This is a genomic window from Shewanella sp. S23-S33, assembly GCF_043359565.1.
GTDB classification, from domain to species: domain Bacteria; phylum Pseudomonadota; class Gammaproteobacteria; order Enterobacterales; family Shewanellaceae; genus Shewanella; species Shewanella oncorhynchi.
The window spans coordinates 78,923-93,629 of sequence record NZ_JBHFFD010000068.1; the positions used below are offsets into that span (position 1 = coordinate 78,923).

General features: G+C 46.3%; 9 protein-coding genes, 1 pseudogene and 1 riboswitch. Of the genes and pseudogenes, 6 read left to right on the forward strand and 4 right to left on the reverse strand.

Translation table 11 applies throughout. The features are described 5' to 3' along the window. Nucleotides 1-40: 40 nt before the first annotated feature. Nucleotides 41-2,602, reverse strand: coding sequence for a glycoside hydrolase family 15 protein (locus ACHA99_RS18840; RefSeq protein ID WP_393944372.1), 2,562 nt, complete (start codon nt 2,600-2,602; stop codon nt 41-43). Between the two features lie 150 nt (nt 2,603-2,752). After that, entirely contained in the window at nt 2,753-4,414 is a 1,662-nt protein-coding gene (locus ACHA99_RS18845) for an MFS transporter (protein ID WP_173244675.1), read from the reverse strand. An 891-nt stretch (nt 4,415-5,305) separates the two neighbouring features. Between ACHA99_RS18845 and ACHA99_RS18850 the strand changes: the two genes are divergently transcribed. Next, a complete protein-coding gene (locus tag ACHA99_RS18850) occupies nt 5,306-5,599 on the forward strand; it encodes a YciI family protein (RefSeq protein ID WP_173244678.1) in 294 nt (97 codons plus the stop codon). 213 nt (nt 5,600-5,812) lie between these two features. Further along, nucleotides 5,813-6,820, forward strand: a complete 1,008-nt coding sequence (locus tag ACHA99_RS18855; RefSeq protein WP_173244681.1) for a class I SAM-dependent rRNA methyltransferase — start codon at nt 5,813-5,815, stop codon at nt 6,818-6,820. 89 nt (nt 6,821-6,909) lie between these two features. Here ACHA99_RS18855 and ACHA99_RS18860 read toward each other — a convergent pair whose 3' ends face one another. Beyond that, the gene (locus tag ACHA99_RS18860; protein WP_393944375.1) at nt 6,910-9,057 is read right to left on the reverse strand and encodes a glycoside hydrolase family 97 protein; all 2,148 of its coding nucleotides are present in this window, start codon (nt 9,055-9,057) and stop codon (nt 6,910-6,912) included. A 267-nt stretch (nt 9,058-9,324) separates the two neighbouring features. Here ACHA99_RS18860 and ACHA99_RS18865 point away from each other — a divergent pair. The 3 genes and pseudogenes from ACHA99_RS18865 (at nt 9,325) to ACHA99_RS18875 (ending at nt 11,627) form a co-directional block, all read left to right on the forward strand. Beyond that, nucleotides 9,325-10,105 (forward strand): annotated as a pseudogene (locus tag ACHA99_RS18865) (tRNA (adenine(22)-N(1))-methyltransferase). Between the two features lie 285 nt (nt 10,106-10,390). After that, nucleotides 10,391-10,921, forward strand: coding sequence for an NUDIX hydrolase (locus ACHA99_RS18870; RefSeq protein ID WP_173244689.1), 531 nt, complete (start codon nt 10,391-10,393; stop codon nt 10,919-10,921). A 190-nt stretch (nt 10,922-11,111) separates the two neighbouring features. Continuing rightward, a complete protein-coding gene (locus ACHA99_RS18875; protein ID WP_393944377.1) occupies nt 11,112-11,627 on the forward strand; it encodes a tRNA-uridine aminocarboxypropyltransferase in 516 nt (171 codons plus the stop codon). A gap of 117 nt (nt 11,628-11,744) precedes the next feature. Here ACHA99_RS18875 and ACHA99_RS18880 read toward each other — a convergent pair whose 3' ends face one another. After that, entirely contained in the window at nt 11,745-12,428 is a 684-nt protein-coding gene (locus tag ACHA99_RS18880) for a hemolysin III family protein (protein ID WP_028759837.1), read from the reverse strand. A 504-nt stretch (nt 12,429-12,932) separates the two neighbouring features. Here ACHA99_RS18880 and ACHA99_RS18885 point away from each other — a divergent pair. Continuing rightward, nucleotides 12,933-14,312 carry a hypothetical protein gene (locus ACHA99_RS18885; RefSeq protein ID WP_173244695.1) on the forward strand — a complete coding sequence of 460 codons (1,380 nt, stop codon included), beginning with the start codon at nt 12,933-12,935 and terminating at the stop codon, nt 14,310-14,312. A 167-nt stretch (nt 14,313-14,479) separates the two neighbouring features. Continuing rightward, nucleotides 14,480-14,578, forward strand: a riboswitch (TPP riboswitch). Nucleotides 14,579-14,707 lie beyond the last annotated feature (129 nt).

Consider the following 14,707-nt stretch of genomic DNA (forward strand, 5'->3'; position numbering starts at 1 on the left):
GTTAAGCTAATGCGCTATTTTAATTGGCTATTTCAACTTGTCATTTCAATGCCGCTGGGACGATAGGGTAATAATCCCAGACTTGGCCATCGGTCATTGAGCGCACCAGTTTGATGTATTCGGCATGGGTCCAGGCAAGCGGTGTGGCAGAGTTGGTGCCTTGTCCGAGTTGGTAATGATAGCGGGTGGCATCGCCGACACCGTCCCACGCTTGCTCGGGTAACATCATGCCCGCATTCGCAAAGGTTTCCATGCCTTGCACATAGGTGTTGATCAACTGCTGCTTGGTTTGCTGCGCGTTATTGCCTGTTAGCTCGCCTTTTGCTTGGGCGAGTGCTAATTCAAAATGACCACGCTCGCCGGTGAAGAAGGGCCAGACTCGGCCGCGTTGATCGGCGCTGTTGCTGCCAGATTCCGCATAGTTTTTGCCAGTAACCGTATCCTCGCCGTAACCGTCGTTGCCATAACGTCTAAAGCCTGGGATAGTACTGCCATCTTTGGCGGTAAACTCGTATTTTATGCGTAGATTTGGTTCAAGCTCTGTATTATCAATCAGTTGAAGGCTTTGCTTGATGAGCTTGTCAGTTGCACCGCGCACGCCATAACGCACTAGTTCTAAAAATCCGCCATCGAGGATCTGACGTTGATCTAAACCTTGCTTACCGTTATTTGCCGCCAGTGTATCGCGAGTATTTGGCTTTCCATTCGGGCTTAAACGTAAATAGTAAGGCGCGCTGACGCCTGCGCTGTTTTTCAATAGCCCTTGGGTGGTGACTAAGTGTTTTTCTAAACTATTACTTAAGTCTTTGGCGGCGGTAAGATAACGGGCGCTTGAAGTAATATCTTTAGCTTCTTTGGCAATTTCACTCGCGGCAACAAGACCAGCGATCACGGCAGCCGTTGTTGAGGGGGAGTAACCCGCTTGTTCTTCCCAACGTTCTTGCTGAGTTTTAGGTGGGGTGATTTGGGTGTGATTCCAATCCAGATTGACCTCACCGCCACTGATCAAGAAGTCCGCTGCACCTTTGAGCATCTCTTGATACCAGTGACTGATCTCATCAGGGGTGAGTACACCCGCTTGCCAGAGTTTCCAGCCGAGCATGATAGGCATGGCGGTTTGATCGAGCTGCACGCCGACCCATTCGATTTGGCCATCCACATGGGTCTTTTGCAGGAACCAACCGGGCGTACCCGTAAAGCCAGGCGTCTTTTCGGTCACTTGCACTTTTTTCAGGTATTCGAAGGCCACTTTGGGCGTTTGCGTGTCACCCATGGCGAGGAATGCCATGGCGCATTGGTAAAAGTCGCGCGGCCATACCGCTTTATAGCCAGTGCTCGGCACGGCTGCCGAAACCGTATCGCCCCAAGGATTAGATAACGAGGCGATAAGTGCGCCCGCATAGGTTTTATCTTCCTGCGCTTTCAAGACCATAGCGCTGGTATACAGCAGCTTGCCGTTATCTGTGGTGTTGTTAGCCATGTTAGCGATGGCGGGCAGTGAGCTTAAGTAATCGTGCCAGCCTGTGTTGTAATTGCTGAGCACAGCATCATAACCTGCGGCCAAGCTGGCATCGGCATTGGCTAAACTCTGTGCTTCATCTTTACCAAAACCGATGGCGAGATTAAAAGTGACGGGTTTGGCTTTGATGAGCGTAGGGTAACTCGCGGTAAAGGCGATATTGCCAACGGTCGATTTATCTTGCGCACTGGTCGTTTGATAGGGCGTATCGAGTTTGCCGTTATCGGCCAAATCGGCTAGGCCATCGGAAACACCGACAAAGCCAGTCGTAGCCTGCACAAAATTCAGATCGGATTTTACCGTCATTACGCTACTGTCTTTGGCGGCGGTATAGGCCACCAGCGCCTGATTATTAGCATGAGTGTTGGCATGACTGTCAGTATGAGTGTCGATGCGGCCGATATCATTGGCGCCCGCATTGTCGATATGCGGATTGACATACAAATGCGGTGTAATGCCATCTTCAAAGGCGGTAAAGGTGACACGCATCATCAAAGTGTCGCGGTCGGGATCGGTAAAGATATGCTTTTCAATCTGATACTTACCTTCAACATCTTTATTGATAATTCTATAGGCAAGGGATTGCGGGCGACCATTAGCATCTGTATCTAAATATTCTATGCTGCTGATGGTGTTCTCTTTTTCGGTATCGACAAAGCCATTACCTGTGACCACAAATTGCAGTTCTTTGAGCTGCGCATTATGGATAAGACCATACATGGTTTCGGTTAAAATACCTTGGGCGAGGGAGAACCAAACGCGGCTAATGGGATTTTGCTTAGCATCTTGATATTGACCTTGGGTATAAGGCTCGTAAGACGTCCCAATACCAGTTTTACCCGAAAATGCCCAAGTCGGCGCTTTACCTGGTGCGCCGGGCGCAACCTGCTGCACACTTGGCGCTGCATTCACACTTGTGGCAGTTGTTGCTGAATTCGATGTGGGTGAACAGGCTGTGAACCCTATTGTCCCTAATAGACTTGCGGCGACGGCAAGCGCTAGGCGGCTGCGCTTTGTTAACGCTTGTGTGTGACGGTTTTGGTTGGTGTGCAGATCCTGCTGCGGCGTAGGACTCGATTCCATCTCGTTCTCCCCAAATAATGGTTTTATTTTTATAGTGATTGAATTGATAAAGATATTTTATGCTGCTGTGATTAGCCAAATGACTGAATTCACCGCATGCTTAACATGCATTGCTGCATGTCCCCTAATGTGTATCGCTGTTATAAAGAGCTAACTTTTATTCGTTAATTTGCTTGTGGCTTTCGTGATTGAGTGGGTCTTGCGGTTCATCGCTGCACTTTGATTATTTGAGTTATTTTGTTCGACAATGTCTTGGTCGACAAATAATACGGCAATGCCTGCACACATCATCAAGACGCCACCTGTGATCAGTGCATAAATAGGTTGACCATCGAACAGACCATTGAGCACTAAACCCAGCACACTGGCGGCAAGAAGCTGCGGGATGACGATGAAGAAGTTAAAAATCCCCATGTAAACGCCCATTTTTTGCGGGGGTAACATGCCCGACAACATGGCGTAGGGCACAGATAAAATTGACGCCCACGCGATACCGACACCTATCATAGGCAGCCATAACAGGCTTGGGTCTTTAATAAAAAAGAAACTAATCAAACCTATACCACCACAGAACATATTGACTGTGTGGGTCAGCTTGATGCCAATATGCTTAGCCAGCATAGGAATAAAAATCGCCGCAATGGCGGCAAAACCATTGTAAGAGGCGAACAGTACGCCGACCCAATCTGCGCCGTCGTTATAAGCTTGGGACAACACATCGCTGCTGCCAAAATGGTAAGACGTCACGGCGGCTGTGGTGTAAATCCACATGGCAAACAGTGCGAACCAAGAGAAAAACTGCACGATCGCCAGTTGATGCATGGCTTTGGGCATATGGAACAAGTCATCGACCACGCTAAATACCATGCCGAGCTTATTGCGTTCAGCGGGTTGTGAATTGCCCAAACGCAGCGCGCAATACAGTTGTAATGGGCCAAAGGCGAAAATCCCTAAGCTCAAAATATACAGTTGCTTGTCTAAATCCTGCGCCCAAATAGTGAAGGTGAGCAGGGCGCCGAGACCCATCCACACGAAGGAGGCAAATTGATAATCCTTGCGGGTACGAGTGCGGGCTAAGGTTTGATCTTCAGCATTGACTTGTTTTGCGTTAAAGCTGGCTAATTCTTCAGGGGAATATTCTCTTGACGATACGACAGTCCAAGTGACCGCGAGCAATAATACTGTGCCGCCAAAATAGAAGGCATAACGCACTGAATCGGCAATTTCACCCGCTGGTGCAGTATTCGCAACATCAAAAAAGTGAGTCAAAATATAGGGTAAGGCCGAAGCGACCACAGCGCCAATACCGATGAAAAAGCTTTGCATGGCATAGCCTTGGGTACGCTGGCTTTTCGGTAAATTGTCACCGACGAAGGCGCGAAACGGCTCCATGGCGATGTTGATCGAGGCATCCATAATCCATAACATGCCTGCGGCAATCCACAGGGTAGGCGAGTGCGGCATGATAAAAATGGCAAGGGTAGTAAAAATCGCGCCAATCAAAAAATAGGGGCGGCGACGGCCAAGGCGTCCCCAGGTGTTATCACTCAAATAACCAATAATAGGTTGAACCAATAAACCCGTTAGCGGCGCGGCAATCCACAGTATGGGGATTTCATCGATAGAAGCCCCCAAGGTTTGAAAAATGCGGCTGACGTTGGCATTTTGCAGGGCAAACCCAAATTGAATACCTAAAAAACCGAAACACATATTAAAAATTTGCCAGAAACTCAGCTCAGGTTGTTGCTTGAAGGCATACGGCAACTGAGGCGCTGCGGCTTGATGAGGATCTTGCTGGTGATTCGAAGACATTGAACTTCCTTTCTGTTGCCGGCAGTCGTTCTGCCTTGAGTGCTTATTGTTTTAATTGTTTTGCCTAGCAATGGATTGGCACTGTACTTTGCTTTTATGTGGTCAGCTATTTCATCACAGCCAAGAGCATACAATAAAAGCTAATAGTCAGATTCATGGCTTATTCATGGTAGTTTCGCGCATGCCATGAATGAGTGTACTCTGTGAAAAAATGGCGAATATACTCCTCCCTCAGAAGTATATTCGCCGATAAATTCATTTCAAATTTGGACCTAACACCTTAATTCAAAGGGGTTAGCCCAAGTGAGTGGCCTAAAGCCAGTCAGCAGAAAGAACTTAAGCCTGATAGCAATCCTTGTATGTAACCCTATCAGAAACGACCTCACAGATTTCAAACCCCACAAGCAGAGGGTGAAACTAGCGGATTTATAGTAGCCTCGGCGTAGATTTTTGCACAACTGCTTACATACGTATTCATCATGGGTTAGTAACTGGGTGGAAACATAGGTGTAACGCATTTGGACTGTTTATCAATAGTCATAGGCTTGCTGGAATGCTCAAATAACTCTCTAATCTTGTTAGAATACTTGATGATCAGTCATTGCATTATTTTTTAGAAAAAAGGGTATTGTTATTGCGGATGTTAACTGAGTGATAAAATCAACCGCAGCATAACTGACGGCGAGTTCAATGCACTTAATAAGAGTCAGGATGCAATAAATATCCAGTACGGATGCCGATAGCTTGACTCGAAAGTCGCGCACTCTGCACTATGATAATAGCCAGCCTAGATATGGTGGGATCAGATAGGTACTTAGCTTATGATGATCGCCAGATTAAGCGTTTTTCGTTCGATTATTTTAAATTTTTTCAGTTGATTAAAGGAACCCTATGTTTGTTGTCTCGCTTACCTATAAAAAGCCAATTGCAGAAGTGGAGTTACATTTAGCCGCCCATATTGCTTATCTTGATCAGTATTATGCCGCAGGGACTTTTGTCGCCTCGGGTCGCAAAGTGCCACGTACTGGTGGCGTCATCCTCGCCAAGGCTGAAAGTCGCGCGGCGCTAGAGGCTATTTTGCAGCAAGATCCTTTCTGCATTGCCGATGTCGCTGAGTTTGAGGTGATAGAGTTTGTGCCGACTAAAACGGCGCCAGGGTTAGAGCCGTTGCTTGAAGTGATTTAACCTACATCTTTGTTTGAAAATTATTCCGTGTACTTGGTTATAACAGGCTTGGCGGGTTGGGGGGACATAGAGTTCCCCCCCATTTGGATGTTAGTCGGTGTTTATGCTGTTTTCGGGGCGAACTTTTCCGATATTCTGCGACCTAGTTTGGTATTATGCCGTTTTCCCTCTTGAAACCTTACGCAGGTTTCCGCTGCGCGAGTCCCGCTTTTTATGTCTATTCAAACGCTGTTATCGACGGCTCTGGCGAAACGCCATGATTTTTTACAACAAGCAGAACAGGATCAAACCGATTGTTTTCGGGTGTTCCATGGCACAGTCGAAGGCGTCAGTGGCTTGAATATCGACCGTTATGGCGATACTTGGCTAGTGCAGAGTTTTCATCAGACCTTAACCGACGAAGAGTTAGCCGATGTGAGCGCTGTTTTGCTGCAACAGGCCGATTTGCCGATTGTGTATAACGACCGCTCATTAGGTAATTCCCGCGTATTGAACGCGTTATCTCCCGCACTGGCAGATATTGCGAATTCTGAGCGAGTTATGCAGGAAAATGGCATCAAGTTCAGCACTAAACTGCGCCACGAAGGACAAGATCCGCTGTTATTCCTCGATATGCGTATTGGCCGCGAATATGTACGGGCACACAGCCAAGATAAAACTGTGCTGAATTTGTTTTCCTACACCTGCGGCATTGGTACTGCGGCAGCCATCGGCGGCGCGACTCAGGTGATGAATGTTGATTTTTCTTCCTTTGCTTTAGCGACGGGCAAAGCGAATGCGGCGTTAAATCAGGTGTCGAATGTATGTGAGTTTGTGCAGAGTGATGCGTTTCCGGCATTGCGCCAATTGGCAGGCTTGAGTGTGGGAGGGCGTCGCAATCAAAAATTACCGAGTTATCCCAAATTGGCGCAAACCCAGTTTGATCTGGTGTTCCTCGATCCGCCGCGTTATGCCAAGAGTGCTTTTGGTATTGTCGATTTGGTTAATGATTATCAAGGTTTGTTCAAGCCCGCATTAATGGCGACGAAAGTCGGTGGCACTATCGTTTGCTGTAACAATGTGGCGAAAGTCGAGCGCCAAGCATGGTTTGACAGTTTAGTGCGCTGCGTTGAAAAACAAGGCCGTACAGTCACTACGCACACTTGGCTCGATCCCCATGAGGATTTCCCTTCGTTCGATGACAATCATCCACTTAAAATAGTGGCACTGACATTAAACTAATTGGGTCACAGTAAACACAAAGGGCGCTTTTTAGCTCCCTTTGTTTATAGCGACTTTGTTGCTCGCAACAAAGTCGTTAAAGCACTTTATTAAAGCACTTTGAACCTTATTGCCGTGCCGCCACTGCTGGCGAGTGAGAGGTTTAGGCTATCTTTAGCACTCACCTCTTTTGTTTCTATCACATAATCATAGGGGTTGGTTTTCCAATCGGCTTTTGCGCCATCGCGGTAAATTTGTGCTTGATAACGTTTATTCGGGGAGAGGAAATCCAGTTTGACCGTGACCGTGCGTGCGGTTTCATCCGTGAGTGCGCCTAAGTACCAATCACCTTGATCCTTCGCTTGGCGAGCAAAGACCACATAGTCACCGACTTCACCGGCCAGCGCGACACTTTGATACCAATCTGTGGGCACATCGCGGATAAATTGGAAGGCATCTAAGTGCTTTTCATAATTGCGCGGCAGATCCGCTGCCATTTGGATTGGGCTATAGAGCACAACGTACAAGGCGAGCTGTTTGGTCAATGTGGTTTGCACACGATTTTCAGCATCCAACCCCTTGGGCGCTAAGTCAAAAATTCCTGGGGTAAAGTCCATTGGACCCGCAAGCATGCGGGTAAAGGGTAACATGGCCGTGTGTTCAGTGCTGTTTGGTGGGCTCCCCCAAGCATTGTACTCTTGGCCGCGGGCACCTTCGCGGGAGATCCAGTTCGGATAGGTTCGGCGCTGGCCTGTGTCTTTGATCGGCTCGTGGGTATTGATACTGATGTGGTGTTTCGCTGCTTCAGCGACATTGTGCAAATACTCACCGACCATAAATTGGCCGTCGTGCCACTCGTGACGGGTAATGCCTTTGTCATCTATGCGCTTGATCTGGCCACCATCGGCGACATAGCCCGTCTTGACTTGAGTAACACCATGCTGCTCATACAGAGTGAAGGCATCAGCCATTTGCTCGCGATAATGCGTGACTGAACCTGCGGTTTCATGGTGGCCGATTAAACGTACATTTTGTTTTGCTCCGTAGGCTGTGATGGCGGGCAGATCGAAATCAGCATAGGCCTTGGTAAAGCTAAATTGATCGCCGTTGTGGAACCAGTCGCCGTCCCAACCTTCATTCCAACCTTCTACCAGTACACCATCAAACTGATATTTGGCGGCAAAATCCATATAACGCTTTGTTTCACTGGTGGTTGCGCCATGGGTTGGGCCCGAGCCCCAGGTATTTTCGTTTAAGTGCATTCCCCACCAAATACCGACGTATTTCCCTGGTTTTACCCAAGTAACATCGCCGAGTTTATTGGGTTCATTGAGGTTTAGGATGAGGTGCGAATTGAGTAGCCCAGTTGCTTTGTCGGCAATTTGAATGGTGCGCCATGGCGTATAAAAACCCACTTGGGTTTTGACGCGAATACCGTCGGACCAAGGCGTGAGATCGGCCTTAAGTTTGCCATCGCGCTGTTGATCTAAGGTCATGGCGGCAAAGTCCACCAAGGCGGCTTCGTGGATACTTAAGTGCGTACCGTCTGCGAGTTTAAAGGTGAAGGGGGTATGGGCTCTATCGACGTCTTTAAGCGCTGTGGTGCGATATAAATATTCGTAGCGATTCCAGCCGCGGGCAGGGATCCACCATGCTGTGGCTTTAGCGCTATTGCCGACATTGAACTCGGTTAACTCGTTAGTGATTAATAGCGGCGAATTGGCGGGCAGGGCAGCTTGTGGGGCTAAGTGATAGCGAAAGCCAATCCCATCGTCAAAGGCTTTAAATTCGATTTCGAGTTGCACCTTGCCATTACTTAATACAGCAGTCAGTTGATTGTGTTGATCGCGGATCCATTCCTGTTCGCCCCAAGGTTGTTGCCACTTTTCATCAGCACTTTTTTTATCGCTGCTTTTTATCTGTAATCCTTGACCGAGTTCGCCAAGGGATTGAAAAACTAAGCCTAAGCGGCTCGGTTCTATGACTGTTTTACCGCGAAAATCAATTTTATATTCGGGGCGGCCGGTATCATCACTCAAGCTGATTTGAATTTGTTGGTTGGGTGAGCTGACGGTAACGGTTTTGGCAAATACGTTGGCACTAAAAAGACTCGTGACCGCAAGGGCGAGGGCTGTAGGGCTTAATAGCGCTTGCGATAGCTTTTGGTACGATGAGCTCTGGCGAGTGTGGCTGTTTGTTAAGTGACGGGCAGTTAAGTCGCTGCGAGTAAACTGAATAGGGTTGGTCTTGATGAACATTCCTTGATCCTTATTTTTATAATGAATGTGACTCACAGCATGCTAGTGGCGATGGCTTTTTAACCGCAACGGCCTGCATACGTATTCACCACATTAAGGCGTGGCGTAACAGACGTGACGTGAAGCACTGCGAGGGCACGAACAAAAGATGTGGTTTGCTTTTGACTCGAGTAAACTGCGCGCTTTCTTTTTTCTTAAAAGTGCAGGGCAAAGTGCGATTTATAGTGGGATTAACAGCATTAAAAGCCGCAGTAGTAAGGTCAAACCGTGAAAATTAGCCAACGTTTACAACAGATAAACAGCATGATCACAGGTTATTACGATCATATTTGGGATTGCTGCTGCGATCATGGTTTGCTTGGTATGCTGTTGCTAGAAAGGAGCGCTGCCCGCCACGTACATTTTGTTGATTGTGTCCCTTCGCTAATGCAGGCGCTTGAACTGCGTTTACAACGTTTCTTTCCCGCTGACATATCAGGCCTTAATCCACACTTAGATCCAAACTTAAACCCAGACATAGACCCCAATTTAAGTCGTCATAGTCAGTGGCAAGTGCATTGCCTTGATGTCGCGACTTTACCGCTCGCGCAAACCAGTGACAATGATAAACAGTTGATTATCATCGCTGGCGTGGGTGGTGAATTGCTGGTGGAATTAGTGCGGGCAATTCTAGCCAAACACCCACTGCGGCCCCTCGAATTTATTTTGTGTCCCGTGCATCATAATTACTATGTCAGGCAATCACTTTCGGCCTTAGGGCTAGGGCTTAAGTCGGAACACTTATTGGAAGAGAATCAACGTTTCTACGAAATCCTCCATGTCAGTACAATCGCTGCTCCAAATGGTCTATCTATCACTGCTACGGGGTCGTTAATGTGGCAGACATTAGATGAAGCAAACCTGCCGCGAGCACAACGCTACCTGTCGCAGCTGATTGGCCATTACCAACGCATGCCGGCGCACAAGCAAACTCCTGAAATTATTCACGCCTATCAGCAGCAATTGGCCCAGCTCTTGAGTGAGTATGAGTGAGCTTGAATGTTCTTGAGCATTTTTGCCGCTTGGGGATTACGCTGAGAACTAAGATGAGAACCAAAGATGAGCACCAAAGATGAGGATCAGGCGAAAGAGATGATGCATCGCGATCTCGTTGTTAATATTATGGGCAAAACGATTTTAGCATAAACCGTTAACAATCAATCTTGTAATCGTTAAAATCTATTAATCACTCGGACTGGACTGAGTGTGATTATTGCCTCTGTGGCAGTTTTTGATCTGCATTTGGTGTATTTTCGTTTATGCTGCGACTCCTTTTCGGCAAATGGCTACGACGATGCGTTTATTGAGAACCACCCAAGATCCTGCGGTTAACCTACAGACGGCCCGCGTTTTTTATCGCAGAGCTGCCCGCGCGATAGTGTTATCGGGTGAAGATATTTTGCTACTTTATACCCAAAAATACCGCGACTATAGCTTACCCGGCGGCGGAATTGACGATGGCGAGAGTCTTGAAGATGGACTGATCCGCGAGCTACAGGAAGAAACCGGTGCCTTAGACATTCAAGTGTTAGCGCCCTTTGGTCGCTATGAAGAGTTTCGACCTTGGTACCGTGAAGGAGCGAATGTAGTGCACATGGAGTCATTCTGTTATGTATGCCGTATTGACATCACACTGGGTGAGCGTGGTTTAGGTGAGACTCGATTAGAAGCCCATGAGATTAAAAATGGCATGCGGCCTGAATGGCTTAATATTCATCAAGCTATCGCCCATAACGAAGATATTCAGCGCAATCATCCCCATAAAGGCCAATCAATAGAGCGTGAAACTTTTCTGCTAAAACAGATAGTATTGGAATGTTTTTAAATTTTACCATTTTTAAATCATAACTTTAATCTATGATTTTATTTCACGTCAAACTTAGTTGGCTTGGCTTGTTGGCGATCGAACACCGTTATTTTAACCTGATCTTTTAAGCGGATATGCTTCGAGTCTGTGCCTGAGTCTGTGGATGTTTAAGGCTATTTCTCACTCTTTTGCCGCAGCAAGGAAGGCAATGCAGATTATTTTATTGACCCACGAGCGCGAGTTAACCCGCAAAACGAATACTGGCCAACTCGCGTTAGCCGCATTTCCTGAAGAGGTGAAAAGCATCGTCTGGTCGAGAACGGCACCTGATAACGATTTAGTGGCTATGTTGGCATCGCAGCAGGCTAAACTGTTGTTTCCAGCAAGTGATACTGAGCCAGCGCTCTCGAACGCACAAACGTTATTAGCACCAGCGCAATCCACACTCATAGCAACACAACGAATGCCTAGCCAAGTGGTGATTTTAGATGCGACTTGGCAGGAGGCGCGTAAGATGCTGCGCCAGAGCCCCTATCTTAAAACTGCTGCACGAGTCAGTTTGCCGCCACTTATGCCTGAATCCGCCTTTATATTGCGGCGTAATCAGCAAGAAGGGGGCTTGTGCACTGTAGAATGCATTATTGGGCTTTGGCGCCAGTGTGGCAGAGCAGAACAAGCGACGCTATTAGCGTCACTGTTTACTGAATTGAATAGCCATACTTGATTGCGGTGTTTGAGAGAGCGTTCAAGAAAGTGCTTGAATAGATAATTAACGACTTTTAGCTTTGACTCACAGATAAATCAGAGCCAGTTAAATCACTATCAGTTAAATCATAGTCATTTAAATAACAGTCAGATAAATACACAGAAAGTGACTCATGGCACCGCCGAGCACAAACAAATGCCAAATGGCATGGTTGAATGGAATGCGTTTACCGACGTAGAACACAACTCCTAAGGTGTAAAATAACCCGCCTAAGATTAATAGATTAAAGCCTACCTCTGACATCGCCGCCGTTAAATCGCCCATCACAGTGACACATAGCCAACCCATAGCGAGATACAACACTAGGCTTAACTTTTTGAATTTGTGAATAAACAGTGTCTTAAATAGGATCCCACCAATTGCAAGCGACCAAATGGCCGTTAAAATCACTACCGATTGTGTCCCCTGTAGGCTTATCAGCATCAAAGGTGTGTAAGTCCCTGCAATTAAACAGTAAATAGCGCAGTGATCGGCGATCTTCAGTTTATGTTTCCAGCCTGAATGGCTAACACTGTGATATAACGTCGAGCATAGGAAAAGCACTATGATGCTCGCACCATAAATGGTTACGCCCGCAAGTTGAATTGGCGTTAGGTGATCTTGACCTTTAAGCAGCATGAGCACCAATGCCACAATCCCCGCAATGACACCTAGGCCATGGGATACACTGTTAGCGATCTCTTCTTTGATACTATATGGTCCAGATTTTACCGGGTTTTTAACTGTGTTTGGCTGTTCGGTAACACTTTGACTCGACATGGTAGATACACACTCGTAAACGATAATGACTGAGTCTATCAGTTAGAAAAATAAACCACCATATTTAAGCGTACACTTGTAAGCTTAAATTTGTGGTTGGCTTCTATTTTTCATCTTTTAGATTTTTAACGCCGTCTTGCACTCCCATCAGTGCATCGCATTGATGATGCTACTCGCTTCAAGACGTGAGATTTAACATTCAATTTAGCGCGATTATGATCCCAATTTCCAACCTTATTTGTCTTAACTGGCAAGTGACTTATCAAGCATTGGCGTAAGCACTGCGCTTGTCGCGTGTTGTATTCGCGTTGAACTTTACCCTGTTTGCCTCCTCTAATCTGCGTTGGGCACTCGCAAGTAAATGCAATCATTGGATAATTTGCTTTCAATATTCAGCAACTCGATATTGGATTGATATTGGATTGATATTGGATTTGAGTGTAATCGTTCCACGTTAAGCATCATTGAAATCAATGGATACTATACAAAACCTAAGGATGGATTTTGCCTTTTCAACATCAACCCAAGGCCGCGCCTTTATTGACAGCATCTCCTACAGCGATAGCGATTGGAGATGATGCCAATAGTGCTTTGCTGATTTCGGTCACATCGCCAGAAGGCGAGACTTTTATCGCCTTTGATCATCACCTCGGTGAACTGGATGCTGCTCAAACGCCTGTTTTTACCACTGATACGGAGCCATTAGCGTTCAATAGCGATGCAGGTCATTCAGCCTCTAAGCATGACATCAAAGGCATAGCTCAAGATAAAACCCAAGATTTGGTACTGCAAGAAATCCATGCTGAACATCAACATAAATTGGTTCCTGAGTCTGAATCCAAACCTGAACTGTCTAGGACAATACAAACTAGTGCTCAGGGATTGGGTACGGGATCAGTTTTGCGTGCTCGTCAGCCATATTTCAAAGAATTAAGTCTGCTATTTTTCGTACTCTTAGTGCATGTGTGTTTATTTTTACTTATCTGCATTTTGTGGCGCCCGCAGTTAAATCCCTTTGGATTGAAGGAAATAGAAAGCCGTGGCCCTAAAGTGGCAGCGATCAAGGCTTACTTTATTTATGCTCCCGCGGTAGAGAAAGCCGAAACCTCGGAGTCCGAAACTGAGATAAAGGCCGAGGATAAGACTGAAGCGACAAGTTTAGTTGAGCCTATACCAGTTCCCACACCTCCAACTCAAGTTAAGCCTCTGCCAATACTTGAAAAGGTCATGCCTGAAACAATAGCACCTGAAAAGGCCGTCTCTGAAAAAGTGGAAGCGGAAAAAGTAGAGCAGGGAAAAGTGAAGCCAGATACGGTTAAACCGGACATCAATCAATCGAACCAATCTCAATCAAAGAGAACTCAATCAAGTGCCCAAAGTGAAGTACAGCCCGCTGAAGTGACGGCAAAAAAACCAACTAATACGCTTGATACCACAGAAATAAAGCCGCAGCTTGGCGCTAAGAGTTTACCCGCAGCAGAAGGTGAGAGCACAATAGCGACAAGCTCAAGCATGAGTTTATTCACGCAGCAATATTTTGAACGTCAGCGCGAGCAAGCGCTCGATGATCTCGTCATTGAACAGGCCGATAAATTCACCCTGAAATCGAATATGAGTGAAATGAGCCCAGAGATGGAGGTGCTATTTGTCCCTAACGCCGATGATTTCGGTGGCACAACGAGTCTAGATTTACCCTTAGATCCAAATCGTATTGTGCGTAAAGGGGATACTTGTTATCGCGTGGTACAAGTCGGCACTCAAGTTAATCCTAACGCCGAAAATTTAGGTTTTCCCATTAACTGCAGTGGCAAAAAAATCAATCAAGCTATTGATGATGCCATTCAATCTCGATTAAATAAAATGATGCTCAAACCCCATCAATAGCTGCTTTCTTTTATGATCTATTTTCATGCTAATTATAGATTTTTTAGTTTAATTTTATTTAATCAATTAAAAACAATTAATTATGAATCTTTATTTTGGATTGGTGGTTAAGATTTTTAATTGCTTTTTTCCTTGTTTGTTGCTGCCGCTTCTGTCTATACTGCGCACTCATCTTGTCGGAGTGCCTCTTGGCTGAGACCGTTTATTCGGGATCCGTTGAACCTGATCAGGTTAAAACCTGCGAAGGAAACAAGCGTAATAACACACATTAAATCGCCAAAATAGACGGCTTGAACACCTGTTAACTCAGCAGTGTTTTAAGCCTTAATGTTTAGATTTAATTGTTATTGAGCAGGGTAACTCAATTTTTGAAGCCAGTGTTGGCCACAAAAGTT